The sequence below is a fragment of the Cellvibrio sp. GW822-FHT04B05 genome, from assembly GCF_058800985.1.
Genome location: NZ_JBXAMU010000002.1, coordinates 1,014,393 through 1,033,767, shown reverse-complemented (window position 1 = coordinate 1,033,767; position 19,375 = coordinate 1,014,393). Strand labels below are relative to the sequence as shown.

Below are 19,375 nucleotides of genomic sequence, written 5' to 3'. Positions count from 1 at the left end.
CCCATGTGAGAGTAGGTCATCGTCAAGCTTCTAATCCAAAGCCCCTTCAGGCACCCTGACGGGGCTTTTTTGTTTTTAATCGAGTTATGCCCCGCATTGTTTGCTTATTTTCGTAATTCACTCTTTTTTGCCGATCGCTTTTGTCTGCCGGTTTTTTAATCCATTTCAACACTTCAGCAAGATTGAGCTTTATACTTAGTGGTTTAAAATTTCCATATCAATGGCACTATCGAATCATCAGTCTATGAATGAATTGCAGAGGCAAGCTTATCTTTCGGCGCTCGGTATAGAAAACTATGCACCGCGTTGGCTTTTGCCGTCGGCCCCTATTTCTGTTGCTTGTGTGTTGCCAGTACTGGACATTCCTGAAGAAAAAATAGTTACTCCTTCTGTCGTTTTTTCTGCGTTGAATGAGGGAGTGTCGGAACGGAATAGTTCGCCGCCGAATCTACTAAATGCTATCGCTGAATTAAGCGAACAGAAGATGCCTCCCGTACCAGCCAACGCTGCAACGATTCTTCAACAATTTGAAGAAAAGAAAGCGCCAGTTGTGCAGCCTTTTTCGCTCAGTGTTTATCGACCGCAGCCCGGCTTTTTAATTATCGATTCGCGTAACACTCAACTGGCTTTACCAACAGATTTACTTCTGCATAACCTTTTGCGCTCACATTTAAAAAATAATCCATTTGCCTTGAATGATGAGGTTTTGCGCTGGCCGTTAATTGAAAATCGATTTGTATCCCGCACTGAAACAGATGCGCGCAATGAACTGCAAACATGGCTTGCTGTTGAGAACGAACTGCGTCCAATCAATGTGCTTTGGTTGATGGGGCAAAGTGCTTCCCGTTATTGGTTGGCTGTTGATGCGGATTGGGCTTTATCTTGTTGGACAACACAATCAATTGATGGCTTGCCGCTGAAAGCATTGATTTTACCAAGCCTAAATGAGCTGCTGCAGAAGCCAGCACAAAAGGCCAAATTGTGGGCTAGCCTGCAATAACATTCGCCATCCTTTGGTGCTTTATTCTGAATCTAAAATAATGACTGACGAACTAGCTCTCACACGTGAAACCTACACGGGCTTACTTTTGCATTTCCGTTTGATTACTGTTGATGATATTCCTCAAGTTATGTTACTTGAACGTAGCGCGCATTCCCATCCTTGGAGGCAATCCAGTTTTGAAGATTGTTTGAATGGAAGACAAAAATGTTGGCTGGCCGAACACAAAAATATCCTGGTGGGATACGTAGTCGTCACTCATGGTGGTGGCGATGCGGAGTTACTAAACATCTCGGTCTCTCCCTCTTATCAACGTAAGGGCATAGGTCAAATTTTGTTGGATCACGCTGTGCATTGCGTTAAGGAAAAGGCAGATATGTTATTTCTGGAAGTGCGAATCTCTAATCGTAAAGCAATTGCACTTTATGAAAAGGAAGATTTTTTTGAAGTCGGACAGCGGAAAAATTATTACCCTACTGTCAATGGTCACGAAGATGCACTTTTGATGGCTCGTCAGTTATAAATCCTTTCAGTGTTTAACGGGACGCTTTTGTAATTTTCTCTGCAATGTTCGGCGATGCATGCCAAGAGCTCTGGCAGTTGCAGAAATATTGCCATTATTTTCCTGCAATATTTTTTGAATATGCTCCCACTCCAATCGATCAACAGAAATAGGTGTATAGCTGGCTTCTGATGTCGTTTGCAGGGATTGCTCGCCAAATGCAGCAAGAATTTCATCTGCCTCGGCGGGTTTGCATAAGTAGTTCACTGCACCTAACTTAACTGCTTCAACTGCAGTTGAGATGCTGGAGTAGCCGGTTAACATCACTATGGCGATTTCGGACTGACGTAATTTTAATTCGCGAATTAGCTGTAACCCCGAATCACTCCCGAGTTTTAGATCGACAATTGCTTTGGTAAAGATGGTATTACTTGCCAGCTGCAAAGCTTGCGCGGCATCGCTTGCTGATGCCGTTGAAAACCCACGCCTCTGCAGCACGCGTTCAAGCATGCTTGCTAACGTTGGATCATCATCGACAATCAAAAAATCAGTTGGTGTTTCGCTCATAGTGAATTTTCGCCTGCGGGTGATGCCAGTGTGATAGGTAAATCAAGCTGCGTTATTGTGCCTTTGGGAGTGCGATTGTGCAGCGACACGGTACCCCCGTAGCGATTAATTGTGGCTTGTGTAAGCAACAAACCAATACCCAGTCCTTTTGTTTTGGTTGAAATAAAAGACTTACCTAAATGCGATGTGATTTCCTCAGTAATTCCGGGACCATTATCATTAATTGTCCAACGTAATTTGTGCTCATCCCAGTCGATAGTAATTTCAATATCCTGCGGGCAAGCGTCGGCGGCATTATTTAATAAATTAATAATCGACTGGGATATAGTGGGGTGAAATCGGGCTTCAATGTTTGATTGCTTATTGGCGAGATGAATTTGTGCGTTGACATCCGGTCGCATAATTTTCCAGCGCTCGATCAACCTGTTGCAGTAGTCCCCTACATCTTCATTGGGCACTTGCCCATCTTTCGTTTGCTCAGCGGTAGCAACCAGCTCGCGTAACGTGCTCGCGCATTGATTAACCTGTTCTTGCAATACTTGTAAATCTTTTTGTAGCGATTCCAGATCGCTATATTCTGCGCGTAATTCGCTGAGTAAAAGCTTCATCGTCGATAGCGGCGTACCTAGTTCATGGGCAGTGCCGGCAGCGAGGGTAGCAACTGCCATCACTTGTTCATCGCGTAATTGATCTTCACGCCAGCGATTTAATTGCGCTTCTTGTGCGCGCAGGTCACGAGCCATTTTGACAATAAAATAAGTAATCAGGCAGGCACTGATAAAAAAATTCAACCACATACCCATTATGTGTAAATTGATCGAATTGTCAGCTTGGTGATGGTGCGGTGACAGGATTGGTAAAGGGATATGAAAAAATAGCAACAGTGAATAACTCGCTACGCTCACACCTGCAATACCAAGTGTATAGCGCCCGCTTAAGGTTGCCGCGCAGATACAAATCGGCACCAAAAAATAAGAGACAAATGGATTATTGGCTCCTCCGCTGAAATAAAAAACTGCACTTAAGCAGGTTAAATCAATCAGCAATTGGATAAAAAATTCCATCTGCGTAACCGGCAGTGGTTTACGTAAACGAGCAAATGTAAGGAGGTTAACGCTGGTGAGAATAACCAGCGCGACCAGGATTTCGGTGAAGGGTAAATTGACTGTACCATCCAGTAAGCAAATTACCGCCGCTATACCGAGACAAATCAAAATCAGCGTGCGGATAATTACCCAGTACCCCAAGTGCTGCGCGTGACCTGCAAGCGTGAAGGGCGCATTGATGGCAGTGTTTTTGGTCATGTGACAGTGATTTCTTTAAACAGGATCGATGGTTGATTATAGCGAACTGTTGCACGACAAAGTGCTAAACGAATATTTCTGCTGTGTGACACATTGTCGCGGTTACATCAGTGCGAATCGAAAGGTATTAAGGGGGCTGGTGTATACTGCACGCCATTTTCGAGCGCATTATCTGGCAAGTGTCTATGGCAACTCCTTTGCAAGCTACCCTCACCGAAGGACGGGCCTCTACACAGCTAAAATATCTGGCCCTACCGTTGGTGTGGGGTTTGATGGCGACCATGTCGCTCAACGCCATCGAAACTTTTTTTATTGCGCAATTAGGCCGGGAACCATTGGCCGCATTGAGCTTTACCTTTCCTGTTATTATGGTGTTGACCAGTCTCGGCATTGGCTTGGGAGCTGGAACTTCATCGGCTGTCGCTCGGACAATAGGCGAAGGTGATGCGGTCGGGGCGCAGCGGCTTGCGACTGATGCCATGAGCCTCACGTTTATCATTTCAGCCAGTATGTGCTTAATTGGATGGCTGACCCTTGAGCCGTTATTTACCGCGCTCGGTGCAACACCCGATCTGATTCCCCTGATCCGTTCCTACATGTCCATCTGGTATTTCAGCGCGCCTTGCTTGATGGTACCGATGGTATGCCTGTCTGCGTTGCGCGCGATGGGAATGAGCCAGGTACAAGGCTATCTGATGGGCGGAGCAGCGCTGTTGAATGTTGCCCTTGATCCTATTCTCATTTTTGGTTTGTTTGGCTTTCCTGCGCTCGGCTTACAAGGGGCAGCTTTGGCGACATTGATAACACGGGTAATGATGCTGCTCGTCGCGTTTTATATTTTGCATACGCGTGTGCAGATGCTGGTTAATCCGTTCCTGCCGTGGGCAAAATTAAAAAAATCCTGGATGACGATTATCGAAGTTGGTGTCCCTGCCATGGTGGCTAACGTGATTATCCCTTTCGCAAGTGCAATCGTAGTGGCAATGGTAGCGGTGTATGGCACTGATGCAGTAGCGGCATTGGGGATTGCTATGCGCATTGAGCCTCTTGCGCTTATCGTATTTTATGCACTCTCAGGCGTGGTCGGGCCTTTTTTCGGGCAGAACCTCGGTGCGGGAAAAATAGAGCGTTTGCATGAAGCTATGCGCGTCCTGACGATTTTTTGCTTGGTATTCGGCGTACTGTTAGCGACTGTGCTCGGGGTATTCGGCGCAGAGCTGGCAGGGTTGTTCGGCGACCATGCCGAGGTAGTCACTATCACCGCGACTTATTTGATGATCGTGCCATTTAGCTACGGCGCATATGGGTTAGTGATGGCGGTCAACGCAGCGTTTAATGGCTTGGGGCGCCCTTGGCCAGCAATGGTGATCTCTGCCGGCCGCGTTCTGTATGTGTATTTGCCACTCGCTTGGCTGGGGCAGCATTGGTGGGGTATCACAGGAATTTTTGTTGCCACTGCATTGGCGAATCTGCTGCTAGGTTTGTGGGCGTGGCTATGGTTGAAAAAATATATCCTTCAGCACACCGCTCCCGCCGAGCCATAGTGACCTGACGATTGCATCCAGCGTTTCTCACCAACCAGTGGCTTACAGGGTATAATTCCCGCACTTTTTCTTATTATCTTTTAACGCGATATTTTTATGACTAACTTAACTACTGAACTCGCCAAGCGCCGTACCTTCGCAATTATTTCTCACCCGGATGCCGGTAAAACAACGGTAACGGAAAAACTGTTGCTGTGGGGGAATGCGATCCAACTGGCGGGCTCGGTAAAAGGAAAGCGCGGCCCGCACGCTAAATCTGACTGGATGACGATGGAGCAAGAGCGCGGAATTTCGGTTACTTCATCAGTGATGCAGTTTCCTTATAAAGAGCGCATCGTCAATCTGCTCGATACTCCCGGCCACGAAGACTTCTCTGAAGATACCTATCGCACACTGACAGCGGTGGATTCTGTATTGATGATGATCGACGGTGCAAAGGGTGTAGAGGATCGTACGATCAAATTAATGGAGGTTTGTCGCCTGCGCGATACGCCTATTTTAACGTTCATCAACAAGATGGATCGCGAAAGCCGCGATGCGGTTGAGCTGTTGGATGAAATCGAAAACGTATTGAAAATTACCGCTGCTCCAATCAATTGGCCTTTGGGGAGCGGTAAGGAGTTTGTCGGTGTTTATAATTTTTATACCGATATTATTCATGTCTACCAGCAGGGAATGGGGCATACCATTCCGGATGATATTCAAATTAAGGGTTTGGACAGCGATGCAGCTACCAAACTACTTGGGGCTTATGCGCAAGATGTTCGCGATCAGATTGAGTTCGTGCGCGGTGCGACTAATCAGTTTGATTTGGATGAGTATCTTGCCGGTCGCATGACGCCGGTATTTTTTGGTACAGCCTTGGGTAACTTTGGTGTGCGTGAGATGCTTGACGGATTTGTTGAGTGGGCTCCGACGCCGCGCGCACGCGCTACCCATGAACGTTCGGTTGAACCGGGTGAAGAAAAGTTCAGCGGGTTTATTTTTAAGATCCAGGCCAATATGGACCCTAAGCATCGTGACCGCATTGCCTTTATGCGTATCTGCTCGGGCACCTATTCGCAAGGCATGAAAATGAAACATGTGCGTTTGGGTAAAGACGTAAAAATTGCCGATGCGGTAACCTTTATGGCGGGCGATCGCAGTGCGGTAGATATGGCAATTGCAGGTGATATTATCGGCCTGCACAATCACGGTACCATTCAAATTGGCGATACCTTTACTGAAGGCGAAAGCTTGAAATTCACCGGCATTCCGCACTTTGCCCCTGAATTATTTCGCCGTATCCGTTTGAAAGATCCACTCAAAATGAAACAGTTGCAAAAAGGCCTGCAGCAGTTGTCAGAAGAGGGATCGACCCAAGTATTTTTTCCAATCAATAACAACGATATCGTTGTGGGGGCAGTGGGCGTACTGCAATTTGAAGTAGTCGCTTATCGCCTGAAAGACGAATATAAAGTTGAGGCGATATACGAACCAGTGAATGTTACAACCGCGCGCTGGTGCGAGTGCAGCGACTCTAAAAAACTGGAAGAATTCAACCGCAAATGCGCTGAAAATCTCGCGTTGGATGGTGGCGGTCACCTGACGTATCTTGCTCCTTCGCGGGTTAATTTATCGCTCACCCAAGAGCGACATCCCGACGTGGTTTTCCGGGCGACGCGTGAGCATTAATTTCTTCTCCGTCATGTTGAGTGGCCGGGATGTGCGGTAAACGCTGCTCGGCTATACTCAGCGCACAACGACAATCAACTGTTTAAAACAGGCGCTAACGTGACAGCAACCTCGGACAACAAGGATCTTATTTGGGATCTGGATGCGTTTAACCAGCACCAGCGCGCGGTGGATTTTGTCATGGGGTTTGAAAATAAACTCTGTGTCTATTCCAGCTCAGTGGAGCAGCTATACACCAACTACAATATTTTCCTTCCCAAGGAAGAAGATCGAAAGTTGGTTATTTTGCCCAATCCCTACATGCCCCATGACACCTTCAACGGCATTATTGAGCAAGCGGTTGTATCGACCGGTATGGAAATTATCCCTGGTGTTTATCAATCCCGTCCCTGTTTGTTTTTGCGTATCCCATTCCGCAGCGGTACTGTTAAATATCGCGCGGTTCCATTGCAGATGGGATTAAATATCGTCCGCCAGAAGTTGCCGCCCAACAAACCTTTTCTACCCGTATTGATGAAAGGCGATTTGCGCGAACTCGATGCATCTACTCCTTGTTTGCATTTACATGCGATCCGTTTGGATCGGCTAGCCGAGCATTCAGCTCTTGAACGAAGTGGAATACACAAGGTGATTGAACAGAGGTTGCGCCAACTACGTTAACTGTTCGCCGTAACAATAAAAAAGCCACCTTAATGAACTGCACCCCAAAAGTTGGACACAACCGTTGGGGTGCAGTTCATTAAGGTGGCTTTTTATTAAGCGCCCGATTTTACTCAGGCAATGTCCAGCGCATCGGAACCGAGAACTCAAATCGAGCTCCGGTGATTTCCGCTGGCAAGGCCGGGAAAGGTGCAGAGCGTTTAATTGCATCAATGGCTTCTTTGTTGAGCAGGTCAAATGTGCTGGTTTCCAAAATATTGGTACTGATGATATTGCCTTGTCGATCAATAACAATACCAACACGTACGTTGCCCGCTTGGCCGCGATCCAGAGCGCGTTGCGGATATTTGGTTTTGCTGCGGATTTTTTTGATCGCATCGGATACGTAGAATTGACGGGCTAACAAGCTTTGAGCCGTCAACGCAGAAGAGTCGTCATCGTCTTCTGACGCCTTCGCCGGTGCTGCTGGAGTCACGACAGGTTTAGCCACAGGTGCCGCAACGACAGCAGCAGGTTTATCAGCAGTAGGTGCAGAAGAGGACGATTTGGAGCTGGCGGAACTTTTGGTCGTGGCTGCAACTTGAGCACCGGTCCAGGTATTTATTTCCGCTACGCGTGCTGCGTTTGGCTTGATCCCTTCAAAACGGGTGCGCAATGCTGCGTTCACATCGCCGACCTTGAGCAAGCTATCGCGATAGTCAGAAGAAAGTGGAATTTTTCCAATCCAGGTTGATAGCAGCATCGAGAAAAACAGGTTGTCTTTGATGTTGCCAAGCAAAACGCCATTTACGCTAACATTAACGCCTTTGTCTGGCGTATTTGCAAAAACAATATGATCATCTTTCGAAAAGCGACCTTTAAACAAACCGTCAAACTTCACCATGTTATCTGCTTGGGCGGTGAGCACATCGGCTTTGCTGTTAATCGCCATGCCTTCAATCCACATACGGCTGAAGCGACGGGTCGTCAGGCCGTCGGCAGAAACTATTTTCAGCTCCATCCGGGCGGGTTGGTTGGTGCTTATCAGTGTGTCGGCATTATTGCTCAGCGATTCGGTATAAAGTGCACCAATAAAAACCTCTTGCCCCAGCTCTTGCTGTACGCCAATCCCATTCAGCATAGGCTCTGCGCGTGCCAACTGGCAGATGGTTAATAAAATAACGCTGATTAAAACTCGGAATAGATGGTTGAAGCGCATAGTCTTGCTACTCTCTATTATTAGGGACTTTATTGTCACAATGGTTTAAGTAGTGTGAGGGTATTGCTGCAATGTACGAGTGTAACAGACTATATAATATATAAAAAAAGTGTGTGAGCGTACCTCGGCAATAACATCACTATAGTTGTTCTATTTATTTTCGGTAGTATCATGAGGCTTTCACAGGAGTTTGGGGGCAGGACTACTCACTCCAGTTTGGTTGGCAGTGAATCATCGATAAAAAACATATATACGATACGAGTAGATGATGGAAACGAAACCTGTGCATAAGGTACCAAGAGAAACACTGGAGCATTTGCTGTCAGGGATACCCTTTTTTAAAGTGGTCAGACAGCAAGATTTGACACAGTTTGAGCTTTTATTGCGAGCATCGCGTGTTGTCTCCTATCTTCCCGGTGAGATTGTTCTGCAAAAAGGCGATTCCAGTAATTGGCTTTACTTCTTGCTTAAAGGAAAATTGGCAGTCTATGTTGATCAAGCCCTGCAGGGCGATTTGGTCAATTATGTTACGCCGGGTGAAGTGTTTGGTGATCTTGCCCAACTAATGGGGCAAGCGCGCACGGCAACGGTTATTGCCGATTCAAGTGCGAAAGAGTCGATGGTACTTGCGCTGGACTTCAACGTATTTGGCCCGCTTAATTCGGTCAGCCCAATCTCCCGTCAAACCAAACTGGCTTATTATCGAAATACGGCACACAATCTGCGCTGGAAGCTGGAAGTTTATCGTTCACAGCATTTGCAGCACGAATTAGCTAATAAGCATCGGCAAATTAAACTCTATCTTGGTCCCAAAGATACTTATGAAGAGTTGGTTTCGCTCTATGAGCAATCCCAGTCGCTCGCGCTTTTGTTGCTAGAATGGAACAAAGAGTTTGGTGTTTTATCGACTGAAGCCCTGGATCAAAATAACAATATAACTGCACGCGAGACATAATTGCAGGACTGAACTCCAGACACTCTTGCAACAATAGCACTTTCTACTGCTACACTTGATACGACAACAACCCAATAATTAATGTAGTCGTGGCAATGAGATTTGAAGAACTAAAACTAACCTATGGTTATCCATTGCAATTGCAGGCTACCGGTTTAACGGGGCAGCCAGAGCGATTTTCGTGCAGATTAATCGGTTGTCTGCCCGGGCGAAGTATTTTGCTTTCTGTGCCTAAACAAGCTGGGAGGCTAGTCAAATTTAGAGCGGGCCAGAAAATTGTAGTTCGTCTGATGATAGACAATGGCATTGGTATTTTTGCCGGCATTGTTGAAAGCCAAACCCAGGATCCATATCCCATATTGCATCTCAGTTATCCCGAGGCGGTTACCTTTAAAGGTATTCGTGGTGCAACGCGTGTTGCCGTTCGGGAAAAAATTGAAGTAACCAATATGAGCATGGAGAGCCGTCTAAAAACGACTGGATTTCTTTCTGACATGAGTATCAGTGGTGCCCGAATTGAGCTGGATGAGGATATTGCTGAAATTGGCGATACATTAGATCTTCGGGCTCAAGTTGATATTCGCGATGTTAAAAAAGAACTTGTCTTGAGTGGCGTAATTAGATCCCGCGTTGATCCTACTGATAATCTTGGTGAAGGTGTGTTGGTTAGCTATGGTTTGGAGTTCGCGAGCCAACCGGAAGAGCATCGTTTGGTTTTGTATGCGTATGTTTTCAATCAGATGGCATTACAGGAGTACGCAGCAACATAGAGCAAGGGGAAAAAGTTCTCGCAAAATAAAAAAGGCACCCGAAGGTGCCTTTTTTATTTGTGCAGCAGTAATTAAGCAGCTACAGGAGCAGCAGCTTTCGGCTTGCGGCCACGTTTAGCAGGTGCAGTACCCGCTGGCTTCTTGGCTACAGGCGCTTTTTTCGCAACTGGCTTTTTAGCAGCTACTTTCTTGGCTACAGGTGCTTTTTTCGCAACTGCTTTTTTCGCGGCTGGCTTTTTAGCAGCTACTTTCTTGGCTACAGGCGCTTTTTTCGCCACTGCTTTCTTGGCAACTGGCTTTTTAGCAGCGGCTTTAGCTTTAGCTGCAGTTTTCTTTGCAGCAGCTTTAGCTTTAACAGCTGCTTTCTTGGCGGCGGCTTTAGCTTTGGCAGCGGCTTTTTTGTCAGCTACTTTTTTCTTCAGGGCAGCTTTCTTTGCAGCAACTTTAGCTTTAACAGCTTGCTTTTTAGCAGCGGCTTTAGCTTTAGCAGCAGCTTTCTTGGCAGCTAACTTGGCTCTGGCAGCAGCTTTCTTCTCTGCAACTTTGCTCTTGGCAGCAGCTTTCCTGGAAGAGGCTTTAGCGCGCTTAGCTACAGCAGCTTCTGCTTTCGCTACTGCTTTGTCGTGAGCGGCAGCAGTTTTAGCAGCAGTTTTAGCAGCAGCAGCATCTTTCTTCGCAGCAGCAACTTTAGCTTTGGCAGCAGCAGCTTCTTTCTTGGCAGAAGCAACAACAGCTTTAGCAGCAGCAACAGCTTTAGCTGAGCCTGGGGTTTTCTTTTTAGCAGCAGCGGACAATTTGCTTTGGGCGGCCTTCAATGCTGCGGTTGCTTTTGCAGCATCTTTAACCAAACCAGCAACAGCTTTACCGGCGTCTGCCGCTTGAGCTGCGCGAGCTTTTGCCAGTTGCGCTTTCAGTTGAGCCAATTGCTGTTCCAAACTTGCAACAGTATTAACAACGGTTTGTTTACGTGCAGCCATGGTGTGCTTCCTTTATAGTTTTCGAAAGGTCGATAAATGATTAAAAAGTCCAACATGTATAAGTTAAAACTTTATTAAAAAAATTCAAGTTTTTTGCGTGAAATAGTCAATAAAAATGCGTTTTTTTGATGATTTTTGTTAAAAAAATGTGTTTTTCGGATTTTTCAGGAAAATTTTTAAGTTGTTTACTCTGCACGATAGAAAAAATGAGTGATGCAATGCCCTGTATTTTTCTCCGCTCAGATCGAAAATTTTATTTATTTTTTGTGTTTTCGAACCGTTATTGAACTTGTATTAAGTCGCTTCAAGACTATTTTGGATTGTTTGAAAACTAATTTTTGGTGTCCATCAAACCGGTTTGCGATCTGTGAATAATTTAATTAGCACTGTTTTTGGAAAAGTGTAAAGCCTTCATGTTCACTTCATTGCTCTCTTGTTGATGATCTTTTATTGAAGTGGTGAACTATCTAAATCCGGTTTGTTAATCCGCTTCGCTTCAGTACTGATGTGTCTCATGGGTATAGATGAGATGCATATTAAAAACGGTTAATACTTTGATGTGTTCCAGAGATCGTTCGTTTAGCCAATGTTTTACCAACTAAAATACTAATGTGCGGTAACCCACCAAGATTGCTGTTCTTGCTTTCGCACGTAACCGTTCTTGTGTGTTGCCGCTTTTATATGTGACTGTCATTGAGTTGCTTATTGGTATCTAGCCGCAGTGCTAATATGGATGTATCGATACCGTTACCGATTTGTTCCTCCTTAAAGTTTTGTTTTTCGTTCTGCCAAAGCTGTTAGAATTGCTCTTTCCCCTGGACAAGCAACAATATCCCACTAGCACGAGGAGCTTCCTCTGTGAGCCGTAGAAAAAAAAGCCGCGCTACCGATGATGCGAATGAAATTGATCTGACGCCGATGCTCGACGTAGTCTTCATCATGCTGATCTTTTTTATCGTGACTGCATCCTTTGTAAAGGAGTCGGGTTTTAACCCTAATGTCCCACCGCCAGGTATTAATGCAACTGGCGATGAAGATGCCGGACCAAATATCCTGGTGAGAATCTCTGCTGATAATCAAATATGGGTTACGGAGAAGGAAGGTGAGCGCCGTGTAGATGCTCATGCTATTCGTTCGAACATCGAGCGCTTGCGTGCGGAGTTGCCTAAGGCGGCAGTAATCATTCAAGCGAGTGTCGAGGCTAATACCGGGACTTATGTGATTGTTGCGGATGCGGCGCGTGAGGCAAATGCACCTAATGTGATATTGGCGCCTTTGAAATAAGCTTATTTCCCAATGTAAAAAACCGCCTGTCAGGCGGTTTTTTTATGCGCTCTGAACGGCGCAGTACGATTAATATTCTCATTCACATATTTGCAGTACTACAGTTCATACTCCTGGCGAATGTATTTTTTAGGCAGTTTACTGCGATGGTTTCGCTCGGCACTAAAATGGTCGTGTAGTTTATCTTGCATCAGGTGAGCGAAGTCAGGTTGTTTCAGTCGGATCAAATGGCGATGGTCGCCAGCTTCAATATAGACTTCTTCAACGCCCATTAATTCCTCATCCCAAATAACATCCAAACCATATGGCTCACCTAAGGCAGGTATTGCACCTTCGGCGCAATCCTTAAAAATTTCTATTAGCTCTTCTTCTTCGACCAGTTCCATGTGGCGATCAAAAATCTGGTTTAACGTATGCCGGAGAATTTTGTTGCGAGTGGGAAGGACACAGAGTGTGTAGTGGAAATCTTCATCGCGCAGAAGGACACCTTTAGCGAGGCAGTGATCATCAATCCGGGCGACACGAGCAGTATTGTAGGAACCCTCACAGTACTCATGTTCCAGTACTGTGAAGTTGATCTGTTTTGCTTTTAAATATTTTTCTACCGTAGTAGCAACACCCATATAAATATCTCCTGTGGCGATAAGCGCAGAGAAAAGGGTTAACAGGTTCAGGTTTACATTAATCTTGTTGGTGTTAATGGAATGGGTTGGGAAATCCGTTAGCAATTACATCTGCTAAATGGAGTATAGGAAGGATTCAAATGAGTGCGTCAAGCGTTTTGGAATTAATCCCGATCTGTTAGAACACTTGGTTGTGAGGCACATTGAATGATTGCCGGTATTTTGGTGACTGGGCACGAGATGTTGTCGATGCAAAACAAAAAGCCGCTATGAAGCGGCTTTTTGTTACGAATCGAATAGTTCGATGTATTAGCTGAGGCTGGCCAGTTGTTGTTTTACTGATGCCAGTTTCACACAGGTAACAAATACTTCCATTGCGCCCACAACTTCCGGAACGGTAGGAACAGAAGGCGCAATGCGAATGTTGCGATCTTCCGGATCTTTACCGTAGGGATAAGTTGCGCCTGCTGGTGTTAATTTCACGCCAGCTTCGGCAGCGAGGCGAACAGTTTCTTTCGCGCAGTTTTTGCGCGTGTCGAAGGAAACAAAATAACCGCCAACAGGTTTTTCCCACGCCCCCAAATCGGTGCCGTCGAATGCTTCGCCTAACGCACTTAACACTGCATCAAAACGTGGGTTCAACAGGGCTGCATGTTTGCCCATATGGGCCAGCAATGCATCTTTGGTTGGTAAGAAGCGGGTGTGACGAATTTGGTTTACTTTGTCCGGGCCGATGGTGCAGCTATTCAAAAACTTTTTGAAACCGGCAAGGTTGGCTGCGCTGGCGGCTACGAAGGCAACGCCTGAACCTGCGTGAGTGATTTTTGAGGTAGAGGCGAATTGCACAACCGAATCTTCGGTGCCGTTGCGGCGGGTAGCTTCGAGGATGCTGGCAAGTTGCGGTGCGTTGGCGGTCAAGTCGTGAACCGAGTAGGCGTTATCCCAGAAAACACGGAAGTTGGCGCTGGCAATTTGGCCGAGTTTGGCAATGCGCTCAACGGTTTCGTCGCTGTACACCACACCAGTAGGGTTAGAGTATTTAGGGACACACCACATACCTTTGATGGATTTGTCTGCTTTGAGTAATGCTTCAACCGCGTCCATATCCGGACCAGTGGATGTCATGGGCACATTGATCATCTTGATGCCGAGTTGCTCGCAAACGGTGTAGTGACGGTCATAACCGGGAACCGGGCAGATGAACTTCACTTCGCCTTCGTTTTTCCAGGCATTGGCGGCGTCTTTCAAGCCGAACTGATGCGCGGTCAACATCACCTGGAACATCAGGGTCAAACTGGAACTTCCGCCCACCAATACGTTGGCTGGCTCAACACCCATGATGTTGGCACCCAGTTGCTTGGCTTCCGGCAGGCCATCAAGGCCACCGTAGTTGCGGGTATCAGTGCCGTCAGCGGCGATGTAGTTACCCTTGAGCAAACCATCCAGTTCATCGGACAGGTTCAATTGCTCTGCCGAAGGCTTGCCGCGGGTCAGATCAAGGTTAAGTTTTTTAGCGAGGATTGCCTGATATTGCTCGGTCAGTTGGCTTTCCCATTCGCGCAGTTGCGCTACAGATGCGTTATCCAGTTGCAAGGTGAGTACCTCATGGTGGTTGGCGGATTTTTTTGCAGTTAGCAAGCTAAAGTGGGGCGCATTATACCCGTTCGTGTGCCAATTGTTGTAGCGCGTTTAGGACTGCTTATGCATCTGAATGATTAGTTGCGCATCTCGGTGATGAGCGGTGGAATGGGACAATCGAGGCTATCGGCGATTGCACGAAACAGTTCGGCTTCGGCAACACTAAGTTGGCCATCGTGCAGCACACATTCGCTCATGGCTTTGAGCAGTTGTGGTTTCTGTAATGGCTTGGTGAGGTTGAGTTGCTCCAGTGCTTTATCGGCGTCACCCAAGGTAATGCTGCTACGTGGCAACAATGTGAGGTTGGAAAAGTTCAGTACTCTTTGTGCTTGTGCAAAAGCAGTCGCCGCATCCTGTTCGCTGCGCGCACCAGCGTAAGCTAACAGTGATAATAATAATTGACACTCGGTTCGCAGATCGCTGAGTTGGCGATTGCGCACCAATTTATTATTGGTGACAGTGTTGTGTAGAACGATACGATAAATCGACCATTCCATAAGGCTGATTTTTTGATCCGCACTGATCAATACATTCAGGCAACTAAGGAATGAGGCATGTTGTTCGGACGATAATTGTTTTAATGATGCCAAACATAATTCGATGACGGGCAAGCGCAACTTTGCATCCAGATCTGCCGCGGCACTAATAATGTCATTCAAGTCATTCACATCGGCGACGGTTAAATGTTCGCTGAGCAGTGCGAGTTGTTGGTTGCGCAAATCCCGTTGGCGATCCAGCAACAATCCAAATACCAATCCCCGTGCGCTGAAGGGTTCCCGTGCTGCTTCCTTTAATAGTGGCGGAATTTCGGCGAGGCGATCGCGAGCATAAATAACTTGCGTTTGTGTCGGTTGGGCGATTTGGTTTATTGCCATATCAATATCGACGGCGGCTTGGGCTGATGCAGCATGATAAGTTGTTGCACCTTCACTAAAACCCATGGCACCCTCGTCAGCAGGAACATGATTTCCATCGGTTGAAGTCTTCCTTCTTATATATGTACTTTTGGCAAAGTCACCATCCCAATTTGGTTGGATGCGTTTGATCCGCTCTTCCAATGGTGGATGAGTTGCCATTAAGTTGAAGAAGGATTTTATTCCCTGGCTGAAATACATATGGCTGAATTCTGCGGCATGTTCATTGTGTAGACGTGAGCCGTAAACACTGCCGCCAATTTTTTTTAGCGCGCCGGCTATGCCGTCCGGATTGCGGGTGAATTGCACGGCCGAGGCATCGGCAAGAAATTCCCGCTGACGGCTAACTGCTGCTTTGATCAGATTGCCAAACAATATTCCGGTGTAGCCAATAACAAATAACCCAAGCCCTAATGCAAGAATGGCGGCGGGGGAGCTATCTTTATTGGAACGGCGGACACCGCGGTTACTTGCGCTGCGCATCAAGAATTCGCCAATTAATCCAATCACTAAAATACCATGCAGCAGGGCGATCAAACGCATATTGATGCGCATATCGCCATGAAAAATGTGGCTGAATTCATGGGCGATAACACCCTGTAATTCATCGCGGTTCAATGCGTGTATACAACCACGCGTAATACCAATGACTGCATCCTGGGGGTGATAACCTGCGGCGAATGCATTGATGGCATCGTCCTCAATTAAATAAACCGGCGGTACTGCAGCACCGGAAGCAATCGCCATTTCTTCAACGACATTCAAAATTTTGCGCTCATCCAAATCAGTCGTATTACCCGAGAGCAAGCGACCGCCCATTGCCGCCGCTATGGTTTTACCGCCCGCGCGCAATTGCACAAAGCGAAACAAACTGCCCAGCACAACAACGCCGCTAACAGTAAGAGCAATCCAGATGAATGCCTCCAGACTGAGCGAGTGTAATATTCCTTGCAAGATGGCGAGCGGTTCAGCGGCAACCCGATTACTTTGGCTTGATCCAAAAAAAGCAAAAGCAGCAAAGAGCAGAGTGGTAATAGCGACGAGGGAAAGTACTGCCAATATCAGCAGCAGGATCAAGTGATTGGTATTGCGTCTGGCGCGATCCTGATGCTCGAAAAAATTCATCGGAGATACCGGTGGATAATCAAAGTGAAATGAGTTGAAGCCGTTGCCTGGGATATTTGTGCATGTCGTTATCCAGACTTAAAGTCTTCCTTCTATATATAGAAGGAAGACTTTCCGGATAATCCACCAACGGCTCGCCCGCGGGAGGATTTATTGTTAGAACTGCACTTTGGGTGCAGCCTGGATTTCGGCGCTGTCGGCGAATACCAACAAACTGGCATCGTTGGTGTGGCCGAAACTTTTGGCAAATAAAACGGGCGGAAAACTTTGTTTATAGGTGTTGTACGCTGTGACGGCATCGTTAAATGCCTGACGGGCAAATGCCACTTTGTTTTCTGTGCTGGTTAACTCTTCCGATACCTGCATCATATTTTGTGAGGCTTTCAAATCAGGATAAGCTTCCATCACCACGTTCAGGCGACCCAGTGCACTGGTCAGTAAACTTTCTGCGCCGGCGAGTTCGCTCATCGCTGCTGCACTACCAGGATTCGCCGCCGCTGCTTGCAATCCATTCATCGCCTGGTTTCGCGCACTGATTACCGCTTCCAGTGTTTCGCGTTCGTGTTTGATATAGCCTTTGGCGGTTTCAACCAGGTTTGGAATCAGGTCATAACGGCGTTTTAACTGGACTTCAATTTGTGAAAACGCGTTTTCAAAACGGTTTTTCAGCGCAACCAATTGGTTGTAAATCCCGATCACGTAAAACACCAGCGCTGCAATAATCACCAGAAAAATGATGGAAGAAATCATAGTGTGTTTCCTTTGCGTGAGGGATGTATGAATCTGCTGCGCTTCTTATCGAATCGGTTCAATAAAAACGAACCTGTGCTGCGCATGATACTAGCAGGATGTATGCAGAATACCAGTTGGGTGATAAGCGTCAATAAATGGATGGTGATAAGCCGGATTGAAAGAGAGGTTGGAGTGGTTAATCGATGTATTCAAACACCTTGACTACCTGTTGTACGCCGCCAGTATTTTTTGCCACATCGGTAATGCGGTCGGCTTCATAACGCGTGACCAGTCCCATTAAAAATACGGTTTGCGCTTCGGTGATGATACGAATGCGACGGCTTTGAATGCTGCTGGCGACCAATTTGGTTTTGATTTTAGTACTGATCCAACTGTCTTTGCTGCGCACTTGGAAATCGGTGGAAGGGCGTGCTACTAATTCATTGTGCACCTGGCGAATGGAATTTATTTTGGCGACTGTATCACCGGCGAGATTGCGTAACTGCTCATCGGGAACTTGCCCGGTCAACAGCACTATGCCGTTAAAACTGTCGATATTGATATGCGCATCTTCGAGTTGTGTACTCGCTTTATTAAGATTAACGCGGGCGTAGGTTTCCAACTGCTGGTCATTAATCCTGGTGCCGAAGGTGCGTTTGTTGGGACTGATTTGCACCGGCTCACTGGTAGTGACGGTGATAATTTTGGCGCAGCCAACCAATATTGTCGTTAGTATCAATGTCGTTGCCAGTAATGTGCCCAACCGAGTCAGGCGCGGGATAAATTGACTGGCATTGAACATTTAAAACCCTCCAAACAATTGCTGGTCGATCAAATCACACAAACAAAAAATACTCAGCAGGTGGATCTCGTGGATACGGGGTTTGGCCATAGAAGGCACGCGAAGTTCCACATCGCGATGATCGAGCAGTGCTGCGACATCGCCACCATCGCCGGCGGTCAATGCGATCACTTCCATCTCTTTATCATGCGCGGCACTGATTGCCTGCAACAAATTACTCGCTTTGCCCGTGCTGGTGAGCAGTATTAGCACATCGCCGGATTGCCCTAACGAGCGAATTTGTTTTGCATAAATATCGTTAAAACTATAGTCGCTGCCAATTGCCGTTTGGGTGGTGAAGTCAGCGCCGAGGTTAATGGACGGCAAGCTCGGGCGCTCTTGCTCAAAACGGTTAATCAGGCTGGCAGTAAAAATTTGTGCCTGGGCGGCAGAAATACCATTGCCGCAAGTGAGGATTTTTTTCTCGCTCAGCAGTGCGTGGACAATGACTTGGCTAGCTTGTGCAATGAGTGGGGCAAGTTCTTCGCCCGCATGCATTTTTGCTTCGATACTTTCATGAAACAGGGTGATGACGCGTTGGTCCATAGCAATTCAACTTAGTGTTTGGTAAACCGATCTTCGGTGAGCAAAATTCGTGGGCAGCCCGTTAATCCATCAAAAAAATAATAGCTAGGCGCCAAACGCATTTTGAATCCATTGAATGGGTGGGGCAGTGCCGGTTTGATCCAATGCTACCACATCAAAACGACAGCCGACTTTATCAAATAGCCGCTGCTCCTGTAAAAAGCGGGTGGCGGTGCGGATAATTTTTTGCTGTTTGCGATAATCCACTGTCTCCACAGCCGGGGCAAAGCGCTTATTGGTGCGCAGACGTACTTCAACAAAGACAAAGGTGGTTCCCCGCGCGGTTTTTTGCAGCATGATCAGGTCGATTTCGCCCAGTTTGCAACGGTAATTTTTTGTGCAGGTGACCAATCCTTGCTCATGTAAAAATGCCTCGGCTTGCGCTTCTGCATTGGCACCAATTGCGATTGTGGTGCTGGCAGCTGTTCCGACATCCTTGTTTTTTTGAAACACCCTATTTTCCTTCTCTTTTTTTATGGATT

The 19,375-nt window shown here is 46.8% G+C and carries 19 protein-coding genes; 8 read left to right on the top strand and 11 right to left on the bottom strand.

Annotated elements, in window-relative coordinates:
* Positions 1-244 precede the first annotated feature (244 nt).
* Entirely contained in the window at positions 245-1,000 is a 756-nt protein-coding gene (locus AC1RJL_RS09950) for a hypothetical protein (protein ID WP_492913433.1), read from the top strand.
* A gap of 40 nt (positions 1,001-1,040) precedes the next feature.
* Positions 1,041-1,523: a ribosomal protein S18-alanine N-acetyltransferase gene (rimI, locus tag AC1RJL_RS09945; RefSeq protein WP_492913431.1), complete on the top strand. Its 483-nt coding sequence runs from the start codon at positions 1,041-1,043 to the stop codon at positions 1,521-1,523.
* Between the two features lie 6 nt (positions 1,524-1,529).
* On the opposite strand, the gene AC1RJL_RS09940 is transcribed toward rimI, so the two are convergent.
* Positions 1,530-2,069 carry a response regulator transcription factor gene (locus tag AC1RJL_RS09940; protein WP_492913429.1) on the bottom strand — a complete coding sequence of 180 codons (540 nt, stop codon included), beginning with the start codon at positions 2,067-2,069 and terminating at the stop codon, positions 1,530-1,532.
* On the bottom strand, positions 2,066-3,373 hold the full coding sequence (locus tag AC1RJL_RS09935; RefSeq protein ID WP_492913427.1) for an ATP-binding protein: 1,308 nt from the start codon (positions 3,371-3,373) through the stop codon (positions 2,066-2,068). Before AC1RJL_RS09935 ends, AC1RJL_RS09940 begins: the two co-directional genes overlap by 4 nt.
* A gap of 185 nt (positions 3,374-3,558) precedes the next feature.
* Between AC1RJL_RS09935 and AC1RJL_RS09930 the strand changes: the two genes are divergently transcribed.
* The 3 genes from AC1RJL_RS09930 (at position 3,559) to AC1RJL_RS09920 (ending at position 7,251) form a co-directional block, all read left to right on the top strand.
* Positions 3,559-4,917: an MATE family efflux transporter gene (locus AC1RJL_RS09930; RefSeq protein ID WP_492913425.1), complete on the top strand. Its 1,359-nt coding sequence runs from the start codon at positions 3,559-3,561 to the stop codon at positions 4,915-4,917.
* A gap of 96 nt (positions 4,918-5,013) precedes the next feature.
* A complete protein-coding gene (gene prfC, locus AC1RJL_RS09925; protein ID WP_492913423.1) occupies positions 5,014-6,591 on the top strand; it encodes a peptide chain release factor 3 in 1,578 nt (525 codons plus the stop codon).
* A 99-nt stretch (positions 6,592-6,690) separates the two neighbouring features.
* Entirely contained in the window at positions 6,691-7,251 is a 561-nt protein-coding gene (locus AC1RJL_RS09920; protein ID WP_492913421.1) for a hypothetical protein, read from the top strand.
* A gap of 109 nt (positions 7,252-7,360) precedes the next feature.
* Here AC1RJL_RS09920 and AC1RJL_RS09915 read toward each other — a convergent pair whose 3' ends face one another.
* Positions 7,361-8,449, bottom strand: coding sequence for a TonB family protein (locus AC1RJL_RS09915; protein WP_492913419.1), 1,089 nt, complete (start codon positions 8,447-8,449; stop codon positions 7,361-7,363).
* A gap of 283 nt (positions 8,450-8,732) precedes the next feature.
* On the opposite strand from AC1RJL_RS09915, the gene AC1RJL_RS09910 reads away from it, so the two are divergent.
* Both AC1RJL_RS09910 and AC1RJL_RS09905 read left to right on the top strand, forming a co-directional pair.
* Positions 8,733-9,404 carry a cyclic nucleotide-binding domain-containing protein gene (locus AC1RJL_RS09910; protein ID WP_492913417.1) on the top strand — a complete coding sequence of 224 codons (672 nt, stop codon included), beginning with the start codon at positions 8,733-8,735 and terminating at the stop codon, positions 9,402-9,404.
* A 95-nt stretch (positions 9,405-9,499) separates the two neighbouring features.
* Positions 9,500-10,174, top strand: coding sequence for a flagellar brake protein (locus tag AC1RJL_RS09905; protein ID WP_492913415.1), 675 nt, complete (start codon positions 9,500-9,502; stop codon positions 10,172-10,174).
* A 71-nt stretch (positions 10,175-10,245) separates the two neighbouring features.
* Here AC1RJL_RS09905 and AC1RJL_RS09900 read toward each other — a convergent pair whose 3' ends face one another.
* On the bottom strand, positions 10,246-11,022 hold the full coding sequence (locus tag AC1RJL_RS09900; protein WP_492913413.1) for a hypothetical protein: 777 nt from the start codon (positions 11,020-11,022) through the stop codon (positions 10,246-10,248).
* A gap of 987 nt (positions 11,023-12,009) precedes the next feature.
* Here AC1RJL_RS09900 and AC1RJL_RS09895 point away from each other — a divergent pair.
* The gene (locus AC1RJL_RS09895; RefSeq protein WP_492913411.1) at positions 12,010-12,435 is read left to right on the top strand and encodes an ExbD/TolR family protein; all 426 of its coding nucleotides are present in this window, start codon (positions 12,010-12,012) and stop codon (positions 12,433-12,435) included.
* 98 nt (positions 12,436-12,533) lie between these two features.
* Here the strand turns inward: AC1RJL_RS09895 and AC1RJL_RS09890 are convergent, their stop codons facing one another.
* The 7 genes from AC1RJL_RS09890 to AC1RJL_RS09860 form a co-directional block, all read right to left on the bottom strand.
* Entirely contained in the window at positions 12,534-13,058 is a 525-nt protein-coding gene (locus AC1RJL_RS09890; RefSeq protein ID WP_492913409.1) for an aminoacyl-tRNA deacylase, read from the bottom strand.
* 309 nt (positions 13,059-13,367) lie between these two features.
* Complete coding sequence (locus AC1RJL_RS09885) at positions 13,368-14,651, bottom strand: aspartate aminotransferase type Ic (protein ID WP_492913407.1); 1,284 nt, start codon at positions 14,649-14,651, stop codon at positions 13,368-13,370.
* 122 nt (positions 14,652-14,773) lie between these two features.
* On the bottom strand, positions 14,774-16,735 hold the full coding sequence (locus AC1RJL_RS09880; protein ID WP_492913406.1) for a M48 family metallopeptidase: 1,962 nt from the start codon (positions 16,733-16,735) through the stop codon (positions 14,774-14,776).
* 156 nt (positions 16,736-16,891) lie between these two features.
* Positions 16,892-17,485, bottom strand: coding sequence for a LemA family protein (locus tag AC1RJL_RS09875; protein WP_492913404.1), 594 nt, complete (start codon positions 17,483-17,485; stop codon positions 16,892-16,894).
* A 178-nt stretch (positions 17,486-17,663) separates the two neighbouring features.
* Positions 17,664-18,269 (bottom strand): BON domain-containing protein, encoded by a 606-nt coding sequence (locus AC1RJL_RS09870; RefSeq protein WP_492913402.1) that lies wholly within the window; start codon positions 18,267-18,269, stop codon positions 17,664-17,666.
* Positions 18,270-18,854 (bottom strand): SIS domain-containing protein, encoded by a 585-nt coding sequence (locus AC1RJL_RS09865; RefSeq protein WP_492913400.1) that lies wholly within the window; start codon positions 18,852-18,854, stop codon positions 18,270-18,272.
* 84 nt (positions 18,855-18,938) lie between these two features.
* Positions 18,939-19,346 carry a YraN family protein gene (locus AC1RJL_RS09860; RefSeq protein WP_492913399.1) on the bottom strand — a complete coding sequence of 136 codons (408 nt, stop codon included), beginning with the start codon at positions 19,344-19,346 and terminating at the stop codon, positions 18,939-18,941.
* Positions 19,347-19,375 lie beyond the last annotated feature (29 nt).